Below are 26,439 nucleotides of genomic sequence, written 5' to 3' on the forward strand. Positions count from 1 at the left end.
TTGGCCTCACCCACACCAGCCGTCTCCGGAATCGTCGCCCCTGCACCCGCGCGCGCAACCATGTCGTAATGCGTGCTCATGCCTGCTCTCCTTCACGACGAGCAGTTGGGATCTCGAAGATGCGGAGGGGGTCGAAGGATTGGCACTCGCCGCCATACCCGTGTGGGTTCGAGACAAGGCGCGTCCGCCCGAGCTTGAGGTCGACCGCGTGGTGTGTATGTCCACTCAGCCAGAGGTCGGGTGCGCTCGCCGCGATCAGGTCGTCGAGATCGCTGGCAAAGGCGGCGCTGAGCGGATCGCGCCCGTAGCGTGGTGCGACACAAATCGGATGCGGAGCGTGGTGGGTCACGACAACGCTCGGGCCGTCATGTGGCACGGCCAGGGTGTCGGCGATGAAGCGCACCGACGCTTCGTGTAGATCGGCGGCGTCAACGGGCAGGAAGGACTGCCATGCCGGTAGGTGGGAGACGGCGATCCGGCGATGGTCGTTCATCGCCCGGCGCGCAGCCGCCATGGCGACCGGGCGGTGCGCCGGACCGAAGAGCTGATAATCCGTCCAGAGGGTGCATCCGAGGAAGCGAACGCCGCCGATCACGACGGTGTCGTTCTCCAAGAGGGTAATGCCGAAGCTCGGTGCGGCGGCCCGCGCCCGGGTGAGTTCGGCGGCCTGGATCGCGCCGTAGTACTCATGGTTGCCCATAACCATGAGGATCGGCGTCGGCGTCGGAATATGCTGGCGCAGGTAGGCGAATGCCGAAACGCCCCCCTGGCAGGTGTCGCCTGCCACGACCACGAGATCTGCGCCGGGTGCCAGACGCAAGCGTGCAGTGTCGACGAGATCAGCATGCAGGTCCGAAACGATTTGTAGCCGCATGATGGGCACCGCGGTGATCGACGCCGAAGGCTTTGGTCCATCGGCCGCGACGCGGTTGGCCTCTGCAAGCTGCGATGGGCGATGAACCAGTTCGTGGGGTGGGGATGTCGAAAAGGAACGGTTCACGGCGCACTCCGGCGGCCACCGACGCGAAGGCGCGGTGCCGAAAAGGGGGCTGATCGAGAAGAAGAGGGAGGAAGACCGCGTGCCGCGAGGCCTTGGTCTTGGGTCAGCCCGCTACCGCGCGGACCACAGGCGGCCCGGAAGGTTGGTGGCGGTGACGAGACGACCGCCATTGGTCAGCGAGGGGATCACCACCGGCACCCTGAGATGCAGATGACCGTCGTCACCGAGGTAGGCCGCCCCCTCTGCCACGAGCTGCCGGCGCTTGTTGGCCACCCCCGGCTGGATGCTGGATTTGTCCTTGGCGGCCAGCGTCGACCCCGCCTCCAGGATCGTGCAGCCCGCCACGCTCACTGCAGTTGCCCGAAGGTCACGCCACGCGAGCGCGTAACGTCGGGCTCCCTGCAGACCGAACACCGGCAGAGGGACATCGAGCCGGTAGCCGCGCTTCAGCCCGGGCAGCGGCGGCAACGCGATGGGAGTGTCGGGGTTAGGACCCGTACGCTCATTCAGAGGGATGTGGATCGCCGGCCGAAGCCATGTCCCGCGTGGTTCGAGCGCGAAGCAACCCGCGCCCACCAGCAGCTGGCGCGCATCCGCCAGCCAGCGGGCGCCAAGCCCTGGGTCGGTTCGTTCCAGCATCGCTTCCTGCGGGGCCGCTCCGACCACGCTGCAGTGCCCGGCCCGTTGGATCTGCCTGGTGATCAAGGCTTGTAGCGCCAGGATCCCGTCCTTGCCGATGCGGGCCTTGTGCGTCGATCCGATAATGAACAGCCGATCGATCCGCATCGGCGGCAGGCGCAGATGTTCCTGCCAGCGCCGGGGCACGTGGATGGTCTCCCCGACCTTCACCTTCGTCGACCCGCAATCACCGTGCCCTGAAACCACCTGATCCCCTTCGGCATCAGGTTCTTGGAACGCGACGTGGTAGCCATCCTGGGTCCGGGACAGGGCGAGATAGGAGGCATAGGAGGTCAGCGCCTGCTCCTGAAACAAGAGGGAGACCTCGTCGATTGGGGCGACGCCGACAACGAGGTCGGTGCCAAGCATCGTAACGAGGCGGGCGCCGTCAAAGCGCCGAGACAAGCTCTGAGAAAACGTGAAATCTGATCCGATTGGGCCCCGCTCGTTGCCTGCATGAGATCGATCGGCAAGGAAGCCCAAGCTGGATGCGGTGTCCGCGTCCAAGCTGGCGGTGGTTGTGAAGTCCATCATGAGTAAACTCCAACGGCATCGTTCTGCCGACGACTGAGCATGCGGCGACGATCGCGTGCTCACGGGGAGACGGCTGCCGCCCCCGGATCGGGGCGGCGTCGATGGCTGGCTCGGACGAGCGGCAGGTCGCGCAAAACCGCGCGGTCAACCGCGGTGAAGCGTGGCCGGACCGATGACGGTCAGGAGCTGTGAGCCGGCGCGGTAATCAGAGGCGGGGTGAGGACCGGCGCCATACGCGGCACGAGGCGTCGAAGGCGCTCACCATGTCGATCCCGAGGAGTCCGGCGTCGACCAGCGCAATCACTGCTGAAATTGGCTGCGGATGATCGGGGATGGCTGAGGCGAGATCGCCAAGCGCGGCGTCGCCGGTCTCTTCGACGGCAGCGAGCAACATGAGCTGCACATCGGGGGTGATGAGCGGATGATCGACGAGGTCGGGGTGGGCTTGCAAGCCGCCGGCGGGCATGTGCCGAACAAGGTTGCGCACAGGCATAGCTGCGCCGTAGATAATTTCAGCCATTGGGCTGTCTCCTGTTGTAGCAGGGTGACGCCGATTGGTCAGGTCGCTGGCGCGGCGGGAACCGCGCTGGCGACCGCCCTCGGGAAAGGGACAGCTGCCGGAACTAGACATCGACGCCGAGGGGCGATGTGCCCCTTCGATACAGCATCTAACTCGACTGTGCTGGACCGCAAGCCCCCATCATCGAAAAAACTACTTAATCCAGATAAAATTCGGCAGGGCCATCGTTAACCATAACATCCCAGCCGGACGATTAGTCGACGTAAGCTCTCGAGATCTTGCCATGATTGACCAAGTCGGACTAACGCACACCGTGTGGATCGGCTTCGGATCTTGGTTCCGAAAAATTTGGTCAACTCGCTTCCTGAATTGAGCAAATTGTGGTTTTGATGGAGTAACGACCGGCGTTGGCCCTAATCGCCCTCCTCTACCGAAAAACTGCTTCAACCTCTCTTTTAGTTCGAATCTAAGAAGGGTGGCGCTTTGGCATCGAAGAACATGCATTCGCTGCATACACCGCTCAGCTGGCTTGAGCCTTCGGATGCAAGCGCCGCGTCAGAACTGACCGCGCTCAAATTGATCAAAATGCCCGAAATGTCGGAGCGGTGCCGAGGCGGACGGGACGCCCCGGCACGCGTTCTCAAGCCAATGTGAGCGCGGCTGCAACAAAAGCCGCGTCCGCGATGAAGTCGCCACGCGGTCGCCCGGCTTTTCCGTTCCCCTGCAGCGTCGTGATGCACCGAGCTTGGAGCAGTCGATCGATGATCGGCTCCCAGATCGCCGCATCGCGTGTAGGGCTTCGTGGCAGCATCCGGAGCACGCGGACGTTGAATTGCCCACGCGCGTCGACGTTTTGCGCGATCCAGCGTGCGATCCGCCGTAGAAACGCATCGGTATCGCCAACGCCCCGCATGTGGGAAAGCGCGCGTTCTGCGCTGGGTAGGTAGAAGGTGTTTACCAGGTGGATGGCCACGCGCATGGTCTCTTCGGTGACGTAGCGGGGCAAGCCGCTTTTGCCTGCAAGACCGTGTTCGGCGATCTCGATCACCAGGGCGATCCGGAGCGCGTGGGAGCGGGCTCGCGCAAAGGCCGAGACCAGCGCGTCACCCGACAAGTCGGCAGCAAGCTTCGACCATGGCCGGTTAGCCGACTTCAGCTTGTGCCAGCCATGAACTTCGAGTTGGACGGCTTGACCGCCGAAGGTCGTCGCGCCGGCCGGCAATGCCGAGAGCCGACGCAGAAGGGGACCGAACCCGATAGGCTTCGCGTTCGGACGGTCTGGCAGATCCGCCCGGTACTGAATATCGGGATAGGCTAGAAGACAGCGTGACGCGAAGCCGTCCCCATCGCTGTCGAGAACTTCGACGACGCGGCTAGGTTGTGTCGCCCCGCACAAGGAAAACTGCAGCGCCGGAATGAGCGTCGGATGCTTATGCAAGCTACGACGGTAGGGACCACCATCATATCCCTGAAGAAGGATCGCGCGTCCTGCCGGTGAGCGCAGCATCGTTCCGCGCACCAGCGAACGCACTTCCTGATGCGTCAACAAGATGCCACGCGGTTGCTGCTCCAGTATATCGAGCAAGCCAGCATACGTCGCGTCATTCGTCGTATGCAGTCCGGCCGGCGCTGCGGGCGGCTCCTCCTCGAAGACGGCAAAGTCTGCCTCTCCCACCTTGATGCCTTGACGGATCGCCTGGCGCAGGCGCCGATCTCGTTCCTGTTCGACAACTTTTGCGATGCGTTGACGTCCTGCCGGGACCCGCGATTGGAGTGCAGTCTCCATGTCTAACCGTTCAAGTTCGCCAGCTGTGAAATCGTAAGCGACGGTCTTGCCGGTGTGGGTCGCGCCGATGTTGATTCCATAGATGCTGCAGGGCTCTTGCTCGGCCGGACTGACCTGCAGGTAGACGGCCGTTCCCAGGGCGCCGGCAATCGTGGCGAAGGCTGCGGTGGCGACGAAAGCCGGATCGGTCAGGCGGACCTTCAGTAGTTGGTCGATCGTTTTCCGCAGGCCCGGAGGCAGGGCGTCGAGCGGAAACGGCGGCACGGGCAGCAGCGACGGAAACAACAAAGTCAGATCGGGAGCGCCAGCGGGCCGCTCATCCGGTTCATCCGCAAGCGCTGCCGTTGTCGCGGCTTTGGCTTCGAGACCGCGCCTGCCTGGTTGATCGGCTGCGACCCGACCCGTTTTTAAAACGACTGGCTGCTGTTGAAGGTCGGCAGGTTCGTTCGTTTCGATCACGGCGTTCGCATCAGCCGCAGCCTCGATGATTTGAGGTTCTGTCCCACGGTGATCAAAGGACGGAACCGACGCCGTTGAACCGAGCAGACCGTCCCTCAACTCAGGGAGCGGAGTTGATTGTGTTGGTGGTGTTGTCTTAGTAGGATCATAGTTCATGGAAGCACCTGCGCGGAAAGAACCGCGGGTCGCGTCGTCACGCGAACCGCAACAAACTCGGCCGATGCATTGAAGATCGCCTATCCCCCGCTCATTGATAGCCATACGATGTGGGATATTCGATTTAGTCGCCCAGAATCTGAATTCGACCGACTCGCCTGTCCAAGCTGCTGCTTTCTGCCCCTCTCGGACGTTCGATCCGCGCACCTCCAAGCCACGCTGTTGACCCTTCTAGGACCCTCGGAACGTCCGGTTTCAGGCTCTGGATGCGATCGGCGTGTCTAGCGGCACCATGAGTGCGATCTGGATCGTTCTGGGCACCATCCTGGTCGCCGCGCTCGTCGCTCTCGCCCCCGCAATGCGCTGACGCCTGCCGAAGGCAGCTGCGTTTCATCGATATGATCGATGACAACATTCATATCGTTCTATTGGATCGAACTACGCCGATAGGAAAGAGTGGCTCCTGAGTTCTGGAGTCGACCGATGATCACCGCCCCGCCAACCCGCTTCGCAATGATCTCCGCGGGAGCTCGCGCCATTCTGCCGGGCCTTGCGCTCTGCATCGCGGTGACCGCCATAGCCCTGGCGCTGGAGGCGGCGGAAGAAGAAGCCTTCGGCCGTGCCTGGCTCGAAGCCCTGGTGCTGGCGATCCTGCTCGGGAGCGCGATCCGCACCGCCTGGACTCCGTCGCAGCGGTTCTTCCCCGGCATCGCCTTCGGGGCGAAGACCGTTCTGGAGATCGCTGTCGTGCTGTTGGGGACGTCGCTCAGCCTCGCGACGATCCTCGCCGCCGGTCCGGGCCTGCTCTTCGGCATCGCCGGCGTCGTCGTGGTCGCGATCCTGTCGAGCTACGGCATCGGCCGGGCGCTCGGGCTGCATCCGCGCATGGCGATCCTCGTCGCATGCGGCAACTCGATCTGCGGGAATTCGGCCATCGCGGCGACTGCGCCGGTGATCGGCGCCGATGGCGCGGACGTCGCTTCGTCCATCGCCTTCACGGCGGTGTTGGGCGTGCTCGTCGTTCTCGGTCTACCCCTGCTGGTTCCGCTGCTCGGTCTCTCGCCGATGCAGTACGGGGTGCTCGCCGGACTCACCGTCTATGCGGTTCCCCAGGTGCTTGCCGCCACCGCGCCGGTCGCGGCGCTCAGCGTCCAGGTCGGGACGCTGGTCAAGCTGGTACGCGTGCTGATGCTCGGCCCGGTGGTGCTGGCGCTCTCCCTCAGCGCGAGCCGGCTGCGCGAGGAGACGGACGCGGCCGCACCTCGCGTCACGGCTGGCGACCGGCCGGCCGCCGGCCGTCTCGCGATCCACCGGCTCGTGCCATGGTTCATCCTGGCCTTCCTGGCGGTCGCCGGCCTGCGCTCGGCCGGACTGATCCCGGCCGTCGCTCTCAAGCCGATCTCGCAGACGGCCAACCTCCTCACCATCGTCTCGATGGCCGCGCTCGGCCTGGGGGTCGACGTGCGCAGCGTCGCCAAGGCCGGTGCCCGTGTGACCCTGGCGGTGGTCGCCTCGCTCCTCGCCCTTGGCGCTGTCAGCCTCGGCCTGATCCGCGTGCTCGGCCTCGCCTGAACCTATCGGCTAGGGCGAAGCCGGATCAGGCCCCGGCAAGGCAGGGCGAGACGAAGAGCTCACCGCGATAGGCCCCGCGCAAGGTGCGCACGGACACGACCAGCCAGAGCAGGGTCAGCAAGCCGACGAGGCCCGCTCCGAGCCAGGCGAAGCCGCTCAACTCCGTCACTTCGCCGATCCGCAGGGTCGCCAGGGCATAGACCCCGAGGGGGAAAATGTAGCCCCACCAGCCGAGGTTGAACGGAACGCCGGCGCGTAGGTAGCGCACGGTGACGGCGAGCGAGAGCAGGAACCACCAGGCACCGTAGCCCCAGAGGATCAGCGCGCCGATCAGGCCCGTGATCCGGAGGATCTCGGGCGCACCGGCAAAACCGCCCGCCGCGAGGATCGGGCCACCGGCCTGCCCCAGCACGAGCAGGCCGAGCGCCCCGGTTCCGAGCGGACCGAGGGAGAGCCAGCTCGATGCGGCCATCTCTCGCGGCGGCAGGTTGTGGAGCGCCATGCGCAGCACCAGGATCGCCAGGATGCTCAGCGCGAGCGGCACCGAGACGCCCCAGAGCACGAAGCTCGTGACGATGACGGCGAGTTGCTGGCTCTCGCCGCTCAGGGCCGGCGCGAGCAGGCCACCGGAGACGGCCACGACCTCGGCGGTCACCACCGGCAGCAGCCAGACGGCCGTCATCTGGTCGATGCGGTGCTCCTGGCGAGTGAACATCAGGTAGGGGATCGCCACGGCACAGATCAGGGCGAGCGCCACGTCGAACCACCACAGCGGCAGGGCAATGCGGATGGTCTCGGCGCCGAGGTAGGGCGGCCCGAAGATCAGCAGTCCGTTCAGCAGCGTCGCCAGCGCCATCGGGATCGCCCCGAAGAACATCGACACCGTCGAGTGCCCGAAGATCCGCCGGGCGCCGTCGAAGAAGAAGATCCAGCGCGCGCCGTACAGCAGACAGAACGCGGCGAAGAGAACGACGGAGCCGAGCCAGAGACCGAGCGGGACCGGGGCCAACAGGGCATGCGTCGCGGGCAGACGGTCGAGGGCCAGGGCGACCACACCGGTGCCCATCACCACCGTGAACCAGTTCGGCGTGAACTGCCGGATCACGTCGCGCGGATGCTGAAGGCGCGAGAGCGGCTTCAGGCCGGTGCTGACTGCTAGCAGACTGGACTCGGACACGGGGCGCGCTTCCGGGCTTCGAGGAGAGGTAGGACGGGCTCTAGCACAACGCCGCATCGCGCGTCGTCGCGATGGACAGCGGCTCGAACGCCACGACAAAACATCGAAAGAAACGATTAGAATAAGCTAATCAAACTATTGGAATGAATGGTTGCCGGCCGCTACCTTCTCGTCATCACGAACTGACGTGACGACCCCACCAGAAGGATAGATCATGACCCGTACCATCGCTGCTCTCGCTCTTGCCGCTTCCGCCCTTGTCGGCATGACGGGCCTCTCCCAGGCCCAGGGTCTCCGCGCTCCGCAGGCCCGCTCCATCAGCAGCCCATCCGCACTGGTCTACGGCGACACCGATGGCGCCAACGCCAAGAACCCGGCGCTCCCGGCCTACGCCCGCGGCCGCGGCCAGGAAACCGGTGGCCCGGCGCGCCAGCTGATCGGCCGCTGAGAGCGCCACCCCAGCCGCCGGCCACATGTCCGGTGGCACGAGAGGCATGAACCACCCGCTCGACAGGAGATCGATCATGACCCGACCCACCATCGAGACCATCGACGAGGCCCGGCAGGGCGAGACCAGCGGCCATATGCGCTGGGTCCTGTTCTGGACGGTCGCGCTGACCATTGCCGCCATCGGCACCGCCTGGCTGGCGATCATTTGACCGGTCGCGGATCATCGATGGAGATCGAAAATCTCCCGATGATCTATATCGTAGATCGTTGTGATCTTCAGCTGTCGTTGGATGGAATAATCGTCTCACCGTAGTATCTCGTCCTGAGGAAGACGCCTCCTCGCCGTGATGTCCGGGACCGACGATTCGAATTTGCGATGGCGAAACCGAACCATCGTGCCTGACGCAAATTCATCCGCCGACGGCGAGGCCGAACCCCAACGACCGGCCGATGTGGCCCAACAGACGATTTTAGGGAGACACCATGCGCCACCTGCACGAACCGATGAACCGCCGCCTCGTCCTGGGTGGGCTCGGGCTCGGCAGCCTCGGCGCCGCGATGCCAGCCTGGGCCGCGGGCTCGGTGAAGCTTCCGCTGCCCGGCGGCCCGGACGAGCGGGCGCTGACCACCGCTTTTCCGGGCAAGGGCGAGATGATCCTCCAGCGCACCCATCCGCCGCTGCTGGAGACGCCGTTCTCGGTGTTCGACGAGGGCGTGTTCACCCCCAACGACCGCTTCTATGTGCGCTGGCACTGGGCCTCGATCCCGACCGAGGTCGATGCCGACGCCTTCCGTCTCAAGGTCCACGGGCATGTCGAGAAGGAGCTCTCGCTCTCGCTCGACGCCATCGCCAGCCTGCCGCGCTTCGAGATCGCTGCGGTGAACCAGTGCTCGGGGAATTCCCGTGGGTTGTTCGAGCCGCGGGTGCCCGGAGCGCAATGGGCCAACGGCTCGATGGGCAACGCCAGATGGACGGGCGTGCGCCTCAAGGACGTGCTCGCAAAAGCCGGCATCAAGGCCGGCGCCGTGCAGGTGCGCTTCGACGGCCTCGACGCGCCGGTAGTCGACGACGCACCCGACTTCAAGAAGTCGCTCGATCTCGACCACGCCAACAATGGTGAGGTGATGATCGCCTACGCCATGAACGGCGAGCAGCTGCCGCTGCTCAACGGCTTCCCGCTCCGCCTCGTGGTGCCGGGCTGGTACTCGACCTACTGGGTCAAGATGCTCTCCGACATCGAGGTGCTGGACAAGCCAGACGACCAATACTGGATGAAGACCGCCTACCGCATCCCGGACGTGCCGGGCGCCAACATCAAGCCAGGTCAGACCGGCTTCAAGACGGTGCCGATCAACAGGATGGTGCCGCGCTCCTTCGTCACCAACCTTCAGGACGGCGGCAAGGTGGCGGCCGGAACGCCGGTGGCGTTGCGCGGCATCGCCTTCGGCGGCGATTGCGGGGTGAAGGCGGTCGAGTTCTCCGGAGACGGCGGGGCGACGTGGTTCCCGGCGCAGCTCGGCACGGACGAGGGCCCCTACAGCTTCCGCCGCTTCGACGGCAGCCTGCCGGCGCTGGCCGCCGGCACCCACACGGTTAGGGTCCGCTGCACCAACACCAACGGCGTCGCGCAGGGCATGGACCGGGTCTGGAACGCGGCCGGCTTTATGCAGAACGGCATCGAGGCCGTGTCCTTCCAGGCCGCTTGAGGAGAACAGCCATGACCCTTATCCGCCCTGCGGCCCTGATCGCCACGCTCATTCTGTCTCCTCTGATGGCGCTCGCAGCGCCGGCTCCCGAGCCGATGCGCTTTACCTCGCAATCCATCGAGATGCCGACCTCCGACCGGATCTTCCCCGACGGGCCGGGGGTGGAGGCGGTCAACAACAACTGCCTCGCCTGTCACTCGGCCGGGATGGTTTTGACCCAGCCCAAGCTCTCGAAAACGCAATGGACCGAGACCGTGAACAAGATGGTCCACGTCTACAAGGCGCCGATCGATCAGGCCGACGTGCAGACCATCGTCGACTACCTCACGGCGTTGAAGCCCACGCCTTGAGGCCGGATCCTGTCGGGGGATCAACCGGGCCGGGTGCCTTCTCGGCTTCCGGTGCGTTCTCGATGTCGCTACGTCACAAACGCAGGACAAAGACCCCATGCTCGGCCTGTTCCAGCGCAAGGACCGCCTCATCGTCCACGGCGAGGCGCCCTACAACGCCGAGCCGCCGCTCGATCGCCTGCGGGCGGCCTTCCTCACCGACCAGGCCGACTTCTACGTCCGCAGCCACGGCAACATCCCGGACATCGACGCCGACGACTACCGGTTGACCGTCGACGGGATGGTCGCCACGCCGCTCGAACTCTCGCTGGCGGATCTCAAGGAACGCTTCGCGCCCGTCACCGTCACGGCGGTGATGCAATGCGCGGGCAACCGCCGGGCCGACATGCTGGCTGTGGCCCCGGTTTCCGGCGACCCGTGGGCGCCCGGCGCCATCGGCAATGCGGAATGGACCGGGGTGCGGCTCGCCGACGTGTTGCAGGCCGCCGGATGCGAGGCTGGCGAAGAGCGTCATGTCGCCTTCGAGAGCCACGACCGGATCGCGGAATCGGACACACGCTTCGGCGCCTCGATCCCGTTGGCCAAGGCGCTGGCACCCGAGACGCTGCTTGCCTTCGCGATGAACGGCGAGGCGCTCGCCCCCGAGCACGGTCACCCCTTGCGCGTGGTGGTGCCGGGCTTTGCCGGCATCCGCAGCCCGAAATGGCTCGCCCGCATCACGGTGCAGGACCGGCCCTCCGACAACCCGATGCAGGCCGACGACTACAAGCTGTTTCCGCCCGACGTGACGGCCGAGACCGCCGACCCGGCCGCTGGCCACACCATCGAGGCGATGCCGCTCAACAGCGCGATCTGCGAGCCCGCCCTCGGCGCAGCCCTGAAAGCCGGTCGGCACTCGATCCGCGGCTATGCCATCGCCAGCGACCGCGCCGTCGCCCGGGTCGACGTCTCGCCCGATGGCGGCCGCAGCTGGGCCCAGGCCCGGATCGAGCACGACAGGCGCGCCCCCTACGCCTGGACCTTCTGGGAGATCGACCTCGATCTCGGCGTGGGCGAGCAAGAACTCGCAGTACGCGCATGGGATTCCGCAGGCCAGACCCAGCCGGCCGCTCCCGACGATACCTGGAACTACAAAGGCTATCTCAGCGCGGCTTGGCACCGGGTGCGGGTCACCGTCGCCTGAGCCCCAGCCCCAGCCCTCAGGTCCAGAGCAGAGCGGTCGCGGCGAAGCCCGAGATCGCGATCAGCAGGATGGCGATGCCGACGGTCAGGACACGCGGCATCATCGGGATCTCGGCCTGGGCGAGGCGCGTGCGGATGGCCCGGTCGCGCCAGGCCGCCCCAGCGAACGAGGCCAGTGCGCAAACGATCAGCGTCAGCGAAAGTACCTTCAGCGGCCAGACCGCCAGCACCTCCCGCAGGAAGCGCTGCGCGGCGAGGCCGCCGCCGAGGAAGGCGAGCCCGGTCCTCAACCATGCCGCGAAGGTCCGCTCGGCGGCGAGCACCGTCCGGTCCTCGGCGAGCTTCACGCGCGGATCGTCGGGCGCGATGTCGCTCATCGGGGCGGCATCCCAATGAGATCGAGGAGCGCGTCGGCGACCCGGCTGCGATAGCGCTCCTTGTGACGTAGCACCCGGAACGGCCGCGTCGGCAGCGCGAATGCAGCCTCGACCAGGGTTCCCGCCCGCAGAGATGCGGCGACCACGGTCTGCGACAGCATGGCGGCACCACCTCCGGCCTCGACCGCCGCGCGGACGGCCTCGTTGGAGGGCAGTTCGAGCATCACCTTCAGCCGGGCCGGTGCGACTCCGACTGCGGCGAGTGCATCCTCGAAGACCGAGCGCGTTCCAGACCCCGCCTCTCGCAGAACCCACTCGGCCTCCGCCAGATCCTCGGGCGAGAGCGCCCCGGCGGCTGCGAAGGGATGATCCGGCGCGACCACGAGGACGAGCTGGTCCTTGGCGACAGTGGTGCTCGCCAGCGTGGGATCCTCGACGCCGCCCTCGACGAAGCCGAGTTCGGCGATGCCCTCGCGTACGGCATGGGCCGCCTCGGCGGTGTTGCCCACCGATAGACGAACCACGATCTCCGGATGGGCCCGGCGGAAGGCGACGAGGTGCCGGGGCAGCCAGTCGCTGGCGGTGGTCTGGCTAGCGAACAGCGACAGCGTCCCGCGGCGCAGGCCGCTCAGATCGGCCAGCACCAGTTCGGCGGCTTCGGCCCGCGCCAGCACGGCCCTAGCCTCGATCAGGAAGACGCGGCCGGCCTCGGTCAGCTCGATGCCGCGCCCGACCCGGTGGAACAGCTTCGTCGCGTGCCGCCCCTCGATGTTGCCGATCGCCGTGCTGACGGCGGACTGCACCAGGTTCAGTGCCTCGGCCGCCCGCGTGACGTGCTCGCGCTCGGCCACGGCGACGAAGATGCGGAGTTGGTCGAGGGTCATGGCGCCGCCGTTCCGGCGGGGCGGGCGGGCGCGAGCCCGCGCACTTGTGCATCCACAGCCTCGGCGACGCCGAGCAGGCGCGCCTCCGGCGTCCGCGCCGTGACGACATAGGCCATGCCCGCATCGATCCAGGAGAAGGCGGCGACGTCACCCTCACGGGCGAAGCGGAAAATCGTGCGGCCCGCGTCGGTGCCAGCACGACTGTAGAGCGTCAGCCGGGTGCCCTTGTCGTCGTCGTACATCAGCAGCGCCGCCGGCTCCGAGCCAGCCGGCAACAGGCGACCACCCATCAGGCGGAAGCCGAGCCTGCGCAGGTCCGGTGCCACGAGGGGGCGGCCGAGGCGCTGCGTGAGCCATTGCACCAGATGCGGCATCTCGTTGGCGCGAACCTCGACGGGATGGACGGTCTCCGAGACGAAGGTCCTGAAGGCCGCCACCGCATCCTGCGTCGCCGGCTCGGAGGCCAGCAGGGTCGTCACGGAGGGCTGGACGAGACCGCGCCCGATCCAGCCGGCGCCGGCTCCGAGGGTCAGAAAAACCAGCGCCGCCGCTGCGAACGGACGCCAGCGCGCGACAGGGAAGGCGTTCGGCCGCGTCAGGTTGGCAACGCGCAAGCGGGCCGGGATCGGCTCGTCGGCGACCGGCGCGAGCCGGGCGCGCAATTGCTCGCGCATCGCCCGGTCGGCGGCGATCCGGCCGGCAGCCTCGGGATGCTCGGCGAGCCAGGCCTCGACCATCGCACGGCGCGGCGTATCCAGCCGGCCGTCGACGAACGCATGCAGATCGTCCTCGCCCACCGGCCGCGGATCGGGCCCGCTCATTTTACCCTCCGCAGAAAGCCGGTCCGGCCGGTCTCGAGGAAGCCGCGCATCCGCTCCCGCGCCCGGCTCAGGCGCGACATGATCGTTCCAACTGGCACCCCGAGCACGCTGGCCGCCTCGGCATAGGACAGATCCTCCACCGCGACGAGAAGCAGGACAGAGCGCTGCTCCTCGGGCAGGGTGTCGAGCCCGGCCAGGATGTCGCGCAGCCCGAGGCCCGAAGCCGGATCGGCGCTCGTGTCCGGCACCTGGTCCAACAGGTCCGGCCCAGCCCGCGGCGCGGCGCGCTTGGTCCTGCGCAGGCCAGCGAGAAACAGGTTGCGCTGGATCGTGAACAGCCAGGCCCGTAGGTCGCCGTCGCGCCGACGTTGCGACCAGCCGGCGAGTGCCCGCTCCAGGGTGTCCTGAACCAGGTCGTCGGCGGCCTCGCGCTCGCGCAACAAGGCATGGGCGTAGCGCCGCAAGCCCGGAATCTGCGGCTCGATCAACGCGGCGATCTCGTCCAAGCGCTCTCCCTTCGCGACGGCTCCTGTGACGAGAGAGATGCCGGCGCCGCGCATCTATTCCCTCGCACGATCCAAATTCGCGATCACGGACGCGGGGCCGGATTTTTTTGCAAGCCCACGGAATGAAAGGTCGCGAGCGGCATCTCTCCTCTCGAAGACCATCACCCGAGGTTTGGAGCGATCATGCGTGGAGCACTGGCATCCCTGGCGACCATCGCCTTGATCGCGACGGGGCTCGTCGGCGGATCGATGATGCGCCCGAGCCGGGCCGAGCCGGCACCGATGGCCGACAAGGCCGGCTTTGACGCGCTGCTGCGCGAGTCCATGGAACGGATGCATGCCGAGATGGCGGTGCCGCCCTCCACCGATCCCGACCGCGACTTCGCGGCGATGATGATCCCGCACCACCAGGGCGCGGTCGACATGGCCAAGGCCGAACTCGCCTATGGCAACGACCCGGTCCTGCGCCGGCTCGCGCAGGGGATCATCGTCGAGCAGCAGCAGGAGATCGAGGTGATGCGCCGGGCGCTCGCCGAGAGGCCGCCCGCCACGCCCGGCGCCGCGCCGTCGGCCGCCCACAGCCATCACCACTGACCGGCGGCCTACCCGCCCATTCCACGAGGACGCAATTGTGATGAGACAGATCTTGCTGCCTACCCTGACGATGCTTCTGCTCGCAGGGACGGCGATCGCCGGCCAGGCTCCGGGACCGGCCTCGGCACCGGACGTCCCGGTCAGCGCGAAGGACCGGTTCTACACCTCCGACCAGTTCTCCAACACGGTCTCGGTGATCGACCCGGCCGCGAACTCCCTCCTCGGTGTGATCAAGCTCGGCGATCCGACGCCGATGAACCTGAGCCCGCTCTACAAGGGCCAGCTGCTCGTCCACGGCATGGGCTTCTCGCCCGACCGCAAGACCCTGGTCGCGGTCTCGATCGGCTCGAACTCGGTAAGCTTCATCGACACGGCGACGAACACCGTGCGCCACACCAGCTATGTCGGCCGCTCGCCACACGAGGCTTTCTTCACGCCGGACGGCAAGGAGGTCTGGGTCAGCGTGCGCGGCGAGGACTATCTCGCGGTGCTCGATGCCAGCACCGGCAAGGAGACCGGCCGCATCGCGGTTCCGAACGGGCCGGGCATGACGATCTTCTCGCCGGACGGACAATACGGCTACGTCTGCTCCAGCTTCAGCCCCGAGACGGTGGTGATCGATACCAAGACCCACGCCATCATCAGCCGCGTGAAGCAGGAGAGCCCGTTCTGCCCCGACATTGCCGCGACGCCGGATGGCGAGCAGGTCTGGTTCACCCTCAAGGATGTCGGCCGCACGCAGGTGTTCGAGGCTAAACCGCCGTTCAAGGCCCTGAAGACCATCGAGACCGGGCCGATCACCAACCATGTCAACATCGTGCGCACCAAGGCCGGCCAGTTCGCTTACGTCACCATCGGCGGCCTGAACCTGGTCAAGGTGTTCCGCACCGATGACTTCTCGCAGATGGCGACCATCCCGACCGGCGCCCTGCCTCACGGACTATGGCCCTCGGGCGATGGCAGCCGCGTCTATGTCGGCCTTGAGAATGCCGACAAGGCCGCAGTGATCGACACCGCTACCAACACTGTCGTCGCCGAGGTGCCGATTGGACAGGGGCCCCAGGGCGTTGCCTATGTGCCGAACGCCGTGCCGGAGGGCGACGGCCGGCAGAATCTCCAGCCTCTCGGCGCCGCGGGCAAGACCAGCGCGCTGACGCTGAGCGGCACCGACGGAAAGCCGGCGACGCAGATCACCCTGTTCGACCAGGGCGTTCTTCAGACCCTCCAGGCCGCCGTCACCGGTCTCCCGGCGAAAATGCCGTTCGTGCTCGCGCTGTCCGACGATCCGAAGGGTGCGGGCATGATCGAGCCGCTGGCCGCCTTCATGACCAATCCGGCCGGCGCTGCCATCGTCAACGCCATCGGCCCGATCCGTCAGGTGACCCGCACCGATGCCGGCACGGGCCGCCGCTACTTGGTGGTGGCCGCAGGCAAGCCCGGCGAACTCGGCGGCGTCGTGCAGGTGCAGACCAAGGACTAAGCGGGCGGCGGCGCCGGGCGGCAAGGTGAAAATCCAAAAATTGTCTTTGCGGCGCTTGCCCGACGTCCGCGTACCGGCAGACATGAAAAACGGCTGAACGGCGACGTCGGGTCGATGCCGGCCAAATGCCAATGTCCGGTTTGTAATACTTTCCACTCGAAAGCGGTCATTCCGCTTTCGGCCATCATCAGTCATACAATAGTTTTGCGCCCGACGTCTGCTTTCGGGCATTGCGCTGAGGACCCAAAATGACTGGGTCGGGTCGAATGCGGAACGTCCGCTTCCTGGCGGGCGCCCAACTTCCGCTATTGACGCAAAGCCGTCATTTAGCGTGCGGCTGCCGAAAGGCAGCTTTCCATTCGACCCGGACCTTTACACGAGCTGGTTGTTCGAGTTTCAGACATCAGCCTCGCCGGGTTGGCTCTGTCGATAGCTTTGGGACATGGTCTCAATCCACTCGACGCACGGCTAATCTCCCGTTCGCAACCATCCCTACCGGCTATAACCGCCGCTGGGTTCAAGATCGGGTTCGAGGCTCTGCACGACGTCGCGCAAACGTGCGCACTCGGCAAGAAGTGCTGCGATCCGCCGCTGATCCTGGTCATGGGCTTGCGCGATTGCTTGTGTCTGCTGTCTCGCCTCCGCCAACTCGGTCGCAAAGCGCTGCGTCAGCTCGGTCGCCATAGTGTGATACAAGTGCGCTTGGGCGGCTTCGTATTCCTGCTCCAACCGCGCCTGCCCTTGCTGGGCATCGCGCAGCACGAGATGTTCGGTTCTCGCCAGGCGCGCCCGCTTCGGTCCGACCCGGGCATGCCCGAACTTGGCGCCGACCGTAGTGTGGTAGTCATCCTGAGTGGCACGCATTGCGCCGAGATACGCCGCGCGCTGTGTTTTTTTGTCCGCGCCCGCGTCTTCCGCCTTCTTGAGTGCGGCCCGGCCCGGATGGATCGCCTCCAGCTGCAGCCGATCGCCGAGACCGAGGGCCGGGACAGCGTAGGCATGCAGATGCGGATAGTCTTCGTCCGCATGCTCGACCACACTGAGGAGCGCATCGCCAAACTGGGACTGGCACCAGGCCACCGCCTCGGCGCGCCAAGCGCTGTAGAGGTCGGAGGCATCGGGCGCATCGCGATCTTCCACGAGGTCGCGCCGGACTGGATAGGACAGCACCGCTGCGACAAGAACGGCGCCATCGCAGCGCAGTCGCCTGCCGCGGGTGTCGCGAGCCAGCCCGGCTCGTTCCAGGGCAATGCGACCGACCTCGATCGGCGTGACGCCATAAAGAATGGTCGGGGCCGCCGGATAAGGAACGTGGCGGGCAGCGCCAGGTGCACGCGCACCTTCTTGCACGATGCCGCCGATTGAGGCCCAGGCCGGCTCGCCCTTGCGGGGCTGGGGTCCGTATAAGCTGATGTGAAGAAACTGTGTCGACATGGGTCACCTCCACCACCCATTGTCGCCGGGGCGATGAAAGTATCCACGGCCAAGTTTGGATCCCCGTCCGGGTAAGCTGACACAAGCCGAAGTCCGCCAGTGCAGCGATCCCATGATCAAAGCGGTTGGGGCTTCCGAGCGATGCCAATCAGAAAGTCAGCGGCCTCTGCCGGCTGGACCGGTGACGGGCATCAAGCCGCTGGCCCACAGGCCCAAGCTATCTTCCGGCCGCCACGTCTACTTTGCCGTCATCCGCCACCTGCACTCGCGGTGCAGCTGAGGCAACGTTTTGATTCCCGGCAGACACGGCCGGGGCAGGTCCAAGATGTCCGCCCTCGACAAGAGCGGTTGTCACCCGTGCTGGAAACACGGGGCGGCCTGGCCACAGCAACCACCTGCATCAGAGGTGATCACCATGGTTCCCACGACCATTTGTCGACGCACGTCTTGCGTCAACCCGGCCGCAATTCCCCATGCCGTCCGTGTGGACCGTACTCCGGTCGCCAGGAGCCTGCCAGCTCTGAGGGAGGTTGCGATGAAGTTCGTCACGACCATCCTTGACGGGAGCGGCCAAATCCACATCAGCGCAACGAGGGCGCCCGATCTGCATCGATGGGAGATCTCGGCACGAACGGGCCGCGCCATGCTTATCGGCGTGGCGCTGGCGCCTCCAGGGCTCTGTCCCGAGGCGCTGATCGAGCAGGCTGATCGACGCCTGAGCAGCGCTCGCGTCGCGCCCGGCATCTACGCGGCCGTCCCTTCTGCCGCCGTTCGCGCCGTCACAGTGGCAGCTCTCGTCTTTCGCTTCCGCGCACTTCTCGTGAGCTTTACGGCTTGGACACGAAAAAGCTGGCGCCGGGTCACGGGTCGCCTCATGTTCGTTGCCCGATTGAAGCCGCGAGCCGTCTGATCCCCGGCAGCGTGGATGCGGCATGCGGTTTTGACCCGTCCGTCGTAGCCATACTGACGGCGGCGAGGCCTGCAGACAACGATCCGAGGTCCCCTCGATTGGCCGCATCGGATCGTTGGAGCGATATCTAAGATGACATCCTAGAGACCGACTGGGATGTCCGGTTGCCTTGGCAACATCGCCAGGATCCTGCACACGCCGCCGACGAAAATGGGCAATCCGTTTCTCACCATCGAGCGAGGTTACAGGCATTCTAGCCACCCTCACGTCTGTCTCGGCCGGCATCGCCGAGCTGGTTCAAGGTCATCCAAAGGCCTTGCGTCCACGTCGAGATGCGGTGATCCTCGTCTTGCACATCGGTTCGCAGGACATCGTCGAGGGCAGCTCGACATTCAGTCCGCCACACCGGCGTGTCGCGCCGGGGAAGGTGAGGCAAACCTTCCCGCGCTGGCCGGCGGCCAGCCCCGGATGCGTAGGCCGCCGGTCAACGCGGGACCTCACGTGATGCGTGGCGTACGAGACTTCAGCTCCACCGGCGGCTTGCGCTTCGTGCGCATCGAAGCCGGCAGGACGATCGGGCGCGGTAACCGGCGCCAAGCAGACCAAGCGTCCGCGTCCCGTCGCCAAGCTGGCCCGGGCGGAGGAGAGCTGCGCCCAACGTTTAACTGGGATATCGCTGCGTGCACCCCGCACAAGCACGATATCCCAGACGACCGGCGTTACGGATGTCGTCGACGACCTACCCCGACCCGTGCCGGTCGGCCGAGCCGAACTCGAGGTTCTGGAGACCTACCTCGGCTCCGCACTCGACGACCTTCTGCGCGCGATGACGTTATGATGCGGGTCAAAAGCCGATGCCTTCCACGCGTGAAGGATCACGCGTCGCGAACAGCGCGCCGATCGCTGCCGATGGCTTGCTCTCCTCGGCCTTCGCCGTCGCTGACGTCTCCTGCCAGGATCTGGAAAGGCGATCGATGAGCCGTCCCACCCGCAAGGTGCGCCCTCTAACGCCGACCGACGGTCCGATGCGCACGTGCGGATACCTCCGCGTCTCGACCGGTCGGCAGGCTGAAGGCGATCTGTCGATCCCCGATCAGCGCCGGCAGGTCCAGGCCTTCTGTGCGAGCAAGGGCTGGTCACTGGTCGGTGAGTTCGTCGAGCCGGGGGCCTCTGGCACAGACGATAACCGGCCCGAGTTCCAGAAGATGATCGAACGCGCGACCGACGACGATCACCCCTACGACGCCATCGCTGTTCACAGCTTCAGCCGGTTCTTCCGCGATAGCTTCGCGCTGGAACTCTACCTACGCAAACTCGGCAAAGCCGGGGTGCGGCTCATCTCAGTCACGCAGGAGATCGGTGACGACCCCGCCCAGGTGATGATGCGTCAAGTCATCGCTCTGTTCGACGAATATCAATCGAAGGAGAATGCCAAACACGTCCTGCGGGCGATGAAGGAGAACGCGCGTCAGGGCTTTTACAACGGCGCGCCGTTGCCGCTCGGCTACGGGCTCGATGAGGTTGAGAAGCGTGGCGTCCGTGTCAAGAAACGCCTCGCCGTCGATCCGGTCGAGGCCGAAACGGTGAAGCTCATCTTCCGCCTGTACCGGCACGGTGACGGCAAAACCGGCCCATTGGGCATCAAGTCGATCACCTGTCACCTGAACGAACGCGGCTTCCGCACCAGGCTGGGTGCGCGCTTCGGCGTGGCCACGATCCACGGCATCCTCACAAACCGCACCTACGTCGGGGAGTGGGGCTTCAACAAGCGCTGTTCGAAGACGCTGACCCAGAAACCGGTGACCGAACATATCCCGATCAGCGTGCCCGCGATCATCGAAACGACGGAATTCGAAGCGGTGCAGGCCACTCTCAAGGCCCATAACCCGCGAGCGATGCCGGCCCGGGTCGTCACGGGTCCGATCCTACTAACCGGTTTGGCGACTTGCACCGTCTGCAACGGTCCGATGACCCTGCGCACCGGCACGTCGAAATCCGGGCGCGTGCACAAATATTACAACTGTTCGACGAACGCTCGGATCGGGAAGACCGGTTGCACCGGTCGGACAATTCCCATGGACAAGCTCGACACGCTGGTGACGGATCATCTCGTCACCGAATTGCTGCAGCCCGACCGGCTAAGGGCGACACTGGCTTCGTTGTGGACGATGCGGCACGAGAAAACCGCACAGGTCGATGGACGTGTCGCCACACTGCGCGCGGAGGTCACGACGGCGGAAGCGAAGCTGAAGCGGTTGTACCAGATGGTCGAAGAGGGGATGACCGACCTCGACGAGATTCTGAAGGACCGGCTGGCTACCCTGAAACAGGAGCGCGATCAGGCGAAGGCCGCACTCGACCGCATCCAGGTCGCGGAACGTCCACCGGCGGAGATCGCGTCCGAGCTGATTGAGCGTTTTGGCCAACTGATGCGCGCAAACGTCACCGCGGGCGACATCCCGTTCCGCAAAGCGTGGCTTCAAGCGATCGTCGAACGCGTCGAGGTGGGCACCGACGTCATCCGTATCGTCGGCGACAAAGCTAGCCTGGAAACAGCGGTCATCAGCGCCGGATCATCGGCAGCGCCGGGTGTTCGCAGTTCTGTACGGAAGTGGCGCACCCGACACGATTCGAACGTGTGACCTTTGCCTTCGGAGGGCAACGCTCTATCCAGCTGAGCTACGGGTGCTGACCGTGTGCGTTGAGTAGCCCAAGCCGTCGGCGGGTGCAACGGCGTCGCGCGAAGCTCCTGCGGTACGCTGTCGTCGGGGCGTCGCATCCTGTTGATCGGGTGGCGGGACGCGCCGACGTTCGTGCGCGAGTCGGCGAGGACCTGCGAAATGACCCTGGACGCGGCAGCGGTGCTCACCTCCGCTGAGGATATCGCGGCGCGCGAGGCGCTGATCGCGAGCGCGGCAGCGCTCGCCGGTCGGGATCCGGAAGCCGGAGGCCTCGTGCGCGACCTGTTCGGGCGCGTGCCGGCCGAGGATCTCGTGCGCTACTCGGCCGAGGCGCTCGGTGCGCTGGCAGCCGCTGCCCACGAACATCTTGCCGCTCCTCGCCGGCCGGGCGCCGCGGCCGATGCGCGGCTCGTCGACGTGACGGTGGAGCGGGATGGCCGGGCGCGGGACCTCACCGTGCTCGAAGTCGTCAACGACAACCGCGCCTTCCTGCTCGATTCGACGCTGGCCGAGCTCAACGGCCAGGGATTCATGCCGCTGCTCGTGGCGCACCCGATCCTCGGGGTCGAGCGCGATGCCGGCGGCGCCCTCCTCCGGGTCGTCGGCGAGACGACGGCCGAGGCGCAGGGCGATGGGGCTCGCGAAAGCTTCATCCACATCCACCTCGATCGGCTCGACGATGCCGAGGCCCGAACGCGCCTCACCGCAGATCTCGACCGCGTCTACGCCGACGTGGCGGTGGTGACGGACGATCACGGCACCATGCTCGGCCTGCTCGACCGGCTGCTCGACGGATTTCGCGATGTGCAACCGCAGCTGCCCGAGGGCGAGGTGCGCGAGGCGGCCGCCTTTCTCGACTGGCTGCGCGACGGGCACTTCACGCCGCTCGGCATGCGCGCACATGTCCTCGACGGCGCAAGCGCGCCGGATTTCGCCGGCACCGCACTCGGCCTGCTGCGCGATCCGGAGGTGCAGGTCCTGCGCCTCGGGCGCAGCTTCGTCGATATGACGCCCGAGATTGCCGCCTTCCTCGACGAGCCGCAGGCGATCATCGTCACCAAGGCGAGCCGCCGCTCGCGGGTGCATCGGGCGGTCCATCTCGATTACATCGCGGTGAAGCTTTTCGCCGATCACGGCGAGCCTGTTGGTGAACTGCGCATCGTCGGCCTGTTTGCCGCCAGCGCCTACAGCAGCCCTGCCCGGACGATCCCCTATCTGCGCCGCAAGGTGGCGGAGGTCGCCGCCCGCGCCGGGCTCGATCCCACCAGCCATGCCGGCCGCACCCTGATCGACGTACTGGAGACCTATCCGCGCGACGACCTGTTCCAGATCGATGGAGAGCGGCTGCACCGCTTCGCCCTGGCGATCCTGAACCTCGCCGACCGGCCGCGTGTGCGCGTGCTGTCGCGGCCCGACCGGTTCGGGCGGTTCGTGTCGCTGCTCGTCTACGTGCCGAAGGACCGGTACGACGCCGGCGTGCGCGCCCGCATCGGCGCCTACCTCGCGGACAGCTTCGGCGGGCGGCTGTCGGCCTCCTATCCAGAATTTTCCGAGGGGCCGCTGGCGCGCATCCACGTCATCGTCGGCCTCGTCGAGAAGATTACGCAGGACCGAGAATCCGCGACCCTCGAAGAGGGCATCTCGGCCATCGTCCGGACCTGGGGCGACGGACTGCGCGAGGCCCTGGCGGAGGCGATGCCGGATCCCGGCGCCCGTTCGCTGGCCGGCCGCTACACCGAGGCCTTCTCCGTCGGCTACCGCGAAAACTTCGATCCGCGCGTCGCCGTCGCAGACGTCGCGGTGCTGGAGCGGCTCTCGGAGGCCGATCCCCGCGCGGCCGAACTCGGCCGGCGCGACACCGATCCGGCCTCCCAGGTCAGGTTGAAGGTGTTTTCGCGCGGAGCGGCGCTGCCGTTGTCCGACCGGGTGCCGGCGCTGGAACATCTCGGCTTCCGCGTGATCGACGAGCGCACCTATCGGGTGCTGCTGCCTGACGGGCAGATCCGGGTCTGGCTGCACGACATGCTGCTGGAGCGCGCCAGCGGCGCGGCGGTCGACCTCGAACGGCTGGAGAAGCCGCTGGAGGCCGCGCTGCTCGCCCTCTCGGAGCGCCGGGCGGAATCCGACGGCTACAATCGCCTCGTGCTCGAAGCGGGGCTCGATTGGCGCGAGGCCGCGCTGATGCGGGCGCTCGGGCACTACCTGCGCCAGCTCCGCATCCGCTACGGGCAGGACTATCTCGCCGCGACGCTGAGCCGGCACGCGGCCTTGTCCGCGAAGATCGTCGCGCTGTTCCGTGCCCGCTTCGACCCCGCCGTCGAAGGCGACCGCGAGGCGGCGCAAAGTACGATCCGCGAAGAGATCGAGGCGGGGCTGGCCGACGTCACCAGTCTCGACGACGACCGCATCCTGCGCCGGTTCGTCAACCTGATCGAGGCGGCCGTCCGCACCAACTTCTATCAGCGGACTGTTGCGGGCGGTCTGCGCGAGACGATTTCATTCAAGTTCGCCTGCGCCAAGGTCACGGCGATGCCGCTGCCGCGGCCGTTCTTCGAGATCTTCGTGTATTCGCCCCGCGTCGAGGGCGTGCATCTGCGCTTCGGCTACGTCGCCCGCGGCGGCCTGCGCTGGTCGGACCGGCCCGAGGACTTTCGGACGGAAATCCTCGGCCTGGTGAAGGCGCAGCAGGTCAAGAACGCGGTGATCGTGCCCGTCGGCGCCAAGGGCGGCTTCTTCCCGAAGCAGCTTCCGCCGGCCTCGGACCGTGCCGCCTGGCTCGTCGAGGGCACCGAGAGCTACCGCATCTTCATCCGCACGCTGCTCGAACTCACCGACAACATCGTCGAAGGCGGCATCGTGCCCCCGGCCGACACCGTGCGTCACGACGGCGACGACGCCTATCTCGTGGTGGCGGCCGACAAGGGCACCGCCACGTTCTCCGACATCGCCAACGCCCTGTCGCAGCAGCGCGGCCACTGGCTCGGCGACGCCTTCGCCTCGGGCGGCAGTCAGGGCTACGACCACAAGGTCATGGGCATCACCGCCCGTGGCGCCTGGGAGGCGGTGAAGCGCCACTTCCAGGAGATCGACGTCGACGTGCAACGCGACCCGGTGAGCGTCGTCGGCGTCGGCGACATGTCGGGTGACGTCTTCGGCAACGGCATGCTGCTCTCGACGAGCCTCAGACTCGTCGCCGCCTTCGATCACCGCGACATCTTCCTCGATCCGACCCCCGACGCCGCCCTGAGCCATGCCGAGCGCAAGCGCCTGTTCGCTCTGCCCCGCTCGTCCTGGGCGGATTACGACAAGTCTCTTATCTCGGCCGGCGGCGGCGTGTTTTCGCGATCCGCGAAAAGCATCGCGCTCTCGCCCGAGATCCGGGATGTCCTCGGCTTCGACAGGGTGGAAGCCGCCCCGGCCGAGGTGATCCAGGCGATCCTCAAGGCGCCCGTCGACCTCCTCTGGCTCGGCGGCATCGGTACCTATGTCCGCGCCGGGACCGAGACCGAGGAAGAGGCCGGCGACAAGGCCAACGATGCGGTGCGCATCGCCGGCACCATGCTGCGCGCCAAGGTGGTCGGCGAAGGCGCCAATCTCGGCCTGACCCAGCGCGGTCGCATCGAGGCGGCGCGGGCCGGCGTGCGGCTGAACACCGACGCCATCGACAACTCCGCCGGCGTCAACACCTCCGACGTCGAGGTGAACATCAAGATCGCGCTGATGACGCCCGAGCGCGACGGCCGCCTCGGGCCGGACGCACGCAATGCGTTGCTGGTCGCGATGACCGACGACGTCGCCGCGCTGGTGTTGCGCAACAATCAGCTCCAGACGCTCGCCCTTTCCCTGGCGCTGCGCAGGGGGGCCGGCGAGACCGGCTTCTCCATGCGGGTGATGCAGGCGCTGGAGGCTGACGGCCGGCTCGACCGGGCCGTGGAGTACTTGCCCGACGACGCCACGCTTAACGACCGCCTGCGCCGCGGCGAGGGTCTGACCCGGCCGGAATATGCGGTGCTGCTGGCCTACGCCAAGCTCGCGCTGCACGACGCGATCCTCGAGAGCGCGGTGCCCGACGACCCGTATTTCGACCGCGAACTGCAGCGCTACTTCCCCGCCGCGCTCAAGGCGCAGTTCCCCGACGCGGTGAGAGGCCACCGCCTGCGCCGCGAGATCGTCTCGACGGCGCTCGCCAACATCATCGTCAACCGCGGCGGCCCGGCCCTCGTCACCCGGCTGATCGACGAGACCGGCGCGGACGCCGCCACCATCGCCAAAGCCTACGCCGTCACCCGTGACGCCTTCGGACTGCTGGAGTTGAACCTCGCCATCGACCGGCTCTGCGGCGCCCTCCCCGGCCAGGACCAGCTCGGCCTCTACGCCGAGGTGCAGGATCTGCTCGCCAATCGCATCACCTGGTTCATCCGCAACCTCGATCTCTCGGGCGGCCTCTCGCCGATCGTCGCGCGCTACCGCGAGGGCGTCAGCGCCGTGCTGGAAGCCCTGCCCCGCGTGATCGATGCGGACGCCGCGCAGGAGATCGAGGCGAAGCGCGCCGACCTCGTCGCCCGCGGCATGGACGAGGAACCGGCGCGCCGGCTGGCCTCGCTCAAGGCGCTGATCTCGGCCCCCGACATCGTGCGGGTGGCCGAGACCGACGGCCATTCGGTGCCGGAGATCGCGGCCACGCATTTCGCCATCGAGCACGCCTTCCGCCTCGACGCCCTCGTCGCCGAGACCCGGCGGGTTCCTGTCGCCGACACCTTCGACCGTGTCGCCCTGGAGCGTGCCGTCGCCGGCATCTCCACAGCCCATCGCAGCCTGACGGCCGAGGTCATGGGCGGCATCGGCTCCGGCCCGGAGGCCCTGGACGCCTGGGTCGCCTCCCGTGGACCTGCGCTGACCCGGATCCGCGGCGCGATCGACGCCATCGCGTCGTCGGGCCTGACCGTGTCGAAGGCGGTGGTGGCCTCGAGCCTGCTCGCGGATCTCGCCCGCCGCCCGTGACGGTGGCTGCGCTACCGCACGATATCCGGGTCGGGATCCGGCTCGGGCGGGGGGCGGCGCGAACTGCGTGAGCCGGTCTCCGACTCGGCCTTCGGGGCGCGGGCCGGCGTTTTCGGCGGCGCGGTGGCACCGGCAGAGCCGGCAGGCCCGCGCGGCCCGGCAGGGCCGGCCTTGCCGGGC

21 protein-coding genes and 1 tRNA gene are annotated in these 26,439 nt (G+C 66.8%); 11 read left to right on the forward strand and 11 right to left on the reverse strand.

Going from position 1 to position 26,439, the window contains the following annotated elements; translation table 11 throughout:
• Positions 1 to 76 precede the first annotated feature (76 nt).
• From FV217_RS09095 to FV217_RS09110, 4 genes are all read right to left on the reverse strand, one after another.
• A complete protein-coding gene (locus FV217_RS09095) occupies positions 77 to 1,000 on the reverse strand; it encodes a metallophosphoesterase (RefSeq protein WP_246682744.1) in 924 nt (307 codons plus the stop codon).
• A gap of 111 nt (positions 1,001 to 1,111) precedes the next feature.
• A complete protein-coding gene (locus FV217_RS09100; protein WP_147816874.1) occupies positions 1,112 to 2,212 on the reverse strand; it encodes a hypothetical protein in 1,101 nt (366 codons plus the stop codon).
• A gap of 205 nt (positions 2,213 to 2,417) precedes the next feature.
• On the reverse strand, positions 2,418 to 2,732 hold the full coding sequence (locus FV217_RS09105) for a hypothetical protein (RefSeq protein ID WP_147816875.1): 315 nt from the start codon (positions 2,730 to 2,732) through the stop codon (positions 2,418 to 2,420).
• A gap of 640 nt (positions 2,733 to 3,372) precedes the next feature.
• Positions 3,373 to 4,977: a DUF3987 domain-containing protein gene (locus FV217_RS09110; RefSeq protein WP_187272498.1), complete on the reverse strand. Its 1,605-nt coding sequence runs from the start codon at positions 4,975 to 4,977 to the stop codon at positions 3,373 to 3,375.
• A gap of 639 nt (positions 4,978 to 5,616) precedes the next feature.
• Here FV217_RS09110 and FV217_RS09115 point away from each other — a divergent pair.
• The gene (locus FV217_RS09115) at positions 5,617 to 6,705 is read left to right on the forward strand and encodes a putative sulfate exporter family transporter (protein WP_246682745.1); all 1,089 of its coding nucleotides are present in this window, start codon (positions 5,617 to 5,619) and stop codon (positions 6,703 to 6,705) included.
• A gap of 25 nt (positions 6,706 to 6,730) precedes the next feature.
• On the opposite strand, the gene FV217_RS09120 is transcribed toward FV217_RS09115, so the two are convergent.
• The gene (locus FV217_RS09120) at positions 6,731 to 7,882 is read right to left on the reverse strand and encodes a TDT family transporter (protein WP_147816877.1); all 1,152 of its coding nucleotides are present in this window, start codon (positions 7,880 to 7,882) and stop codon (positions 6,731 to 6,733) included.
• 214 nt (positions 7,883 to 8,096) lie between these two features.
• Here FV217_RS09120 and FV217_RS09125 point away from each other — a divergent pair, with 214 nt between their 5' ends.
• The 5 genes from FV217_RS09125 to FV217_RS09140 all read left to right on the forward strand — a co-directional run bounded on the left by FV217_RS09125 (position 8,097) and on the right by FV217_RS09140 (position 11,572).
• Positions 8,097 to 8,330 carry a hypothetical protein gene (locus FV217_RS09125; RefSeq protein ID WP_147816878.1) on the forward strand — a complete coding sequence of 78 codons (234 nt, stop codon included), beginning with the start codon at positions 8,097 to 8,099 and terminating at the stop codon, positions 8,328 to 8,330.
• 76 nt (positions 8,331 to 8,406) lie between these two features.
• Positions 8,407 to 8,541, forward strand: a complete 135-nt coding sequence (locus FV217_RS23660; protein WP_281407161.1) for a hypothetical protein — start codon at positions 8,407 to 8,409, stop codon at positions 8,539 to 8,541.
• A gap of 274 nt (positions 8,542 to 8,815) precedes the next feature.
• A complete protein-coding gene (locus FV217_RS09130; protein WP_147816879.1) occupies positions 8,816 to 10,039 on the forward strand; it encodes a molybdopterin-dependent oxidoreductase in 1,224 nt (407 codons plus the stop codon).
• Positions 10,040 to 10,050: 11 nt separating this feature from the next.
• The gene (locus FV217_RS09135) at positions 10,051 to 10,389 is read left to right on the forward strand and encodes a cytochrome c (RefSeq protein ID WP_147816880.1); all 339 of its coding nucleotides are present in this window, start codon (positions 10,051 to 10,053) and stop codon (positions 10,387 to 10,389) included.
• A 97-nt stretch (positions 10,390 to 10,486) separates the two neighbouring features.
• Positions 10,487 to 11,572, forward strand: a complete 1,086-nt coding sequence (locus FV217_RS09140; protein ID WP_147816881.1) for a molybdopterin-dependent oxidoreductase — start codon at positions 10,487 to 10,489, stop codon at positions 11,570 to 11,572.
• Positions 11,573 to 11,588: 16 nt separating this feature from the next.
• On the opposite strand, the gene FV217_RS09145 is transcribed toward FV217_RS09140, so the two are convergent.
• The 4 genes from FV217_RS09145 to FV217_RS09160 are packed head-to-tail and all read right to left on the reverse strand — an operon-like array spanning position 11,589 to position 14,159.
• On the reverse strand, positions 11,589 to 11,948 hold the full coding sequence (locus FV217_RS09145; protein ID WP_147816882.1) for a DUF202 domain-containing protein: 360 nt from the start codon (positions 11,946 to 11,948) through the stop codon (positions 11,589 to 11,591).
• Positions 11,945 to 12,832 carry a LysR family transcriptional regulator gene (locus FV217_RS09150; RefSeq protein WP_147816883.1) on the reverse strand — a complete coding sequence of 296 codons (888 nt, stop codon included), beginning with the start codon at positions 12,830 to 12,832 and terminating at the stop codon, positions 11,945 to 11,947. The genes FV217_RS09145 and FV217_RS09150 overlap by 4 nt, the downstream gene beginning before the upstream one ends.
• On the reverse strand, positions 12,829 to 13,653 hold the full coding sequence (locus FV217_RS09155) for an anti-sigma factor (RefSeq protein WP_147816884.1): 825 nt from the start codon (positions 13,651 to 13,653) through the stop codon (positions 12,829 to 12,831). Before FV217_RS09155 ends, FV217_RS09150 begins: the two co-directional genes overlap by 4 nt.
• Entirely contained in the window at positions 13,650 to 14,159 is a 510-nt protein-coding gene (locus FV217_RS09160) for a sigma-70 family RNA polymerase sigma factor (RefSeq protein ID WP_147816885.1), read from the reverse strand. Before FV217_RS09160 ends, FV217_RS09155 begins: the two co-directional genes overlap by 4 nt.
• Positions 14,160 to 14,342: 183 nt before the next feature.
• Here FV217_RS09160 and FV217_RS09165 point away from each other — a divergent pair, with 183 nt between their 5' ends.
• Positions 14,343 to 14,753 (forward strand): DUF305 domain-containing protein, encoded by a 411-nt coding sequence (locus tag FV217_RS09165; RefSeq protein ID WP_147816886.1) that lies wholly within the window; start codon positions 14,343 to 14,345, stop codon positions 14,751 to 14,753.
• 40 nt (positions 14,754 to 14,793) lie between these two features.
• The gene (locus tag FV217_RS09170) at positions 14,794 to 16,233 is read left to right on the forward strand and encodes a YncE family protein (protein WP_147816887.1); all 1,440 of its coding nucleotides are present in this window, start codon (positions 14,794 to 14,796) and stop codon (positions 16,231 to 16,233) included.
• A 492-nt stretch (positions 16,234 to 16,725) separates the two neighbouring features.
• On the opposite strand, the gene FV217_RS09175 is transcribed toward FV217_RS09170, so the two are convergent.
• The gene (locus tag FV217_RS09175) at positions 16,726 to 17,667 is read right to left on the reverse strand and encodes a hypothetical protein (protein WP_147816888.1); all 942 of its coding nucleotides are present in this window, start codon (positions 17,665 to 17,667) and stop codon (positions 16,726 to 16,728) included.
• A 535-nt stretch (positions 17,668 to 18,202) separates the two neighbouring features.
• On the opposite strand from FV217_RS09175, the gene FV217_RS09180 reads away from it, so the two are divergent.
• A complete protein-coding gene (locus FV217_RS09180) occupies positions 18,203 to 18,577 on the forward strand; it encodes a hypothetical protein (protein ID WP_147816889.1) in 375 nt (124 codons plus the stop codon).
• A gap of 854 nt (positions 18,578 to 19,431) precedes the next feature.
• Positions 19,432 to 21,219 (forward strand): recombinase family protein, encoded by a 1,788-nt coding sequence (locus tag FV217_RS09190; RefSeq protein WP_246682746.1) that lies wholly within the window; start codon positions 19,432 to 19,434, stop codon positions 21,217 to 21,219.
• Here FV217_RS09190 and FV217_RS09195 read toward each other — a convergent pair.
• Positions 21,190 to 21,266 (reverse strand) — tRNA-Arg (locus tag FV217_RS09195). The two genes, FV217_RS09190 and FV217_RS09195, sit on opposite strands and share 30 nt — an antisense overlap.
• 151 nt (positions 21,267 to 21,417) lie before the next feature.
• On the opposite strand from FV217_RS09195, the gene FV217_RS09200 reads away from it, so the two are divergent.
• On the forward strand, positions 21,418 to 26,259 hold the full coding sequence (locus FV217_RS09200; RefSeq protein WP_147816891.1) for an NAD-glutamate dehydrogenase: 4,842 nt from the start codon (positions 21,418 to 21,420) through the stop codon (positions 26,257 to 26,259).
• The last annotated feature ends 180 nt before the right edge of the window (positions 26,260 to 26,439 follow it).

The sequence above is a fragment of the Methylobacterium sp. WL9 genome (assembly GCF_008040035.1).
GTDB classification, from domain to species: Bacteria; Pseudomonadota; Alphaproteobacteria; order Rhizobiales; family Beijerinckiaceae; genus Methylobacterium; species Methylobacterium thuringiense.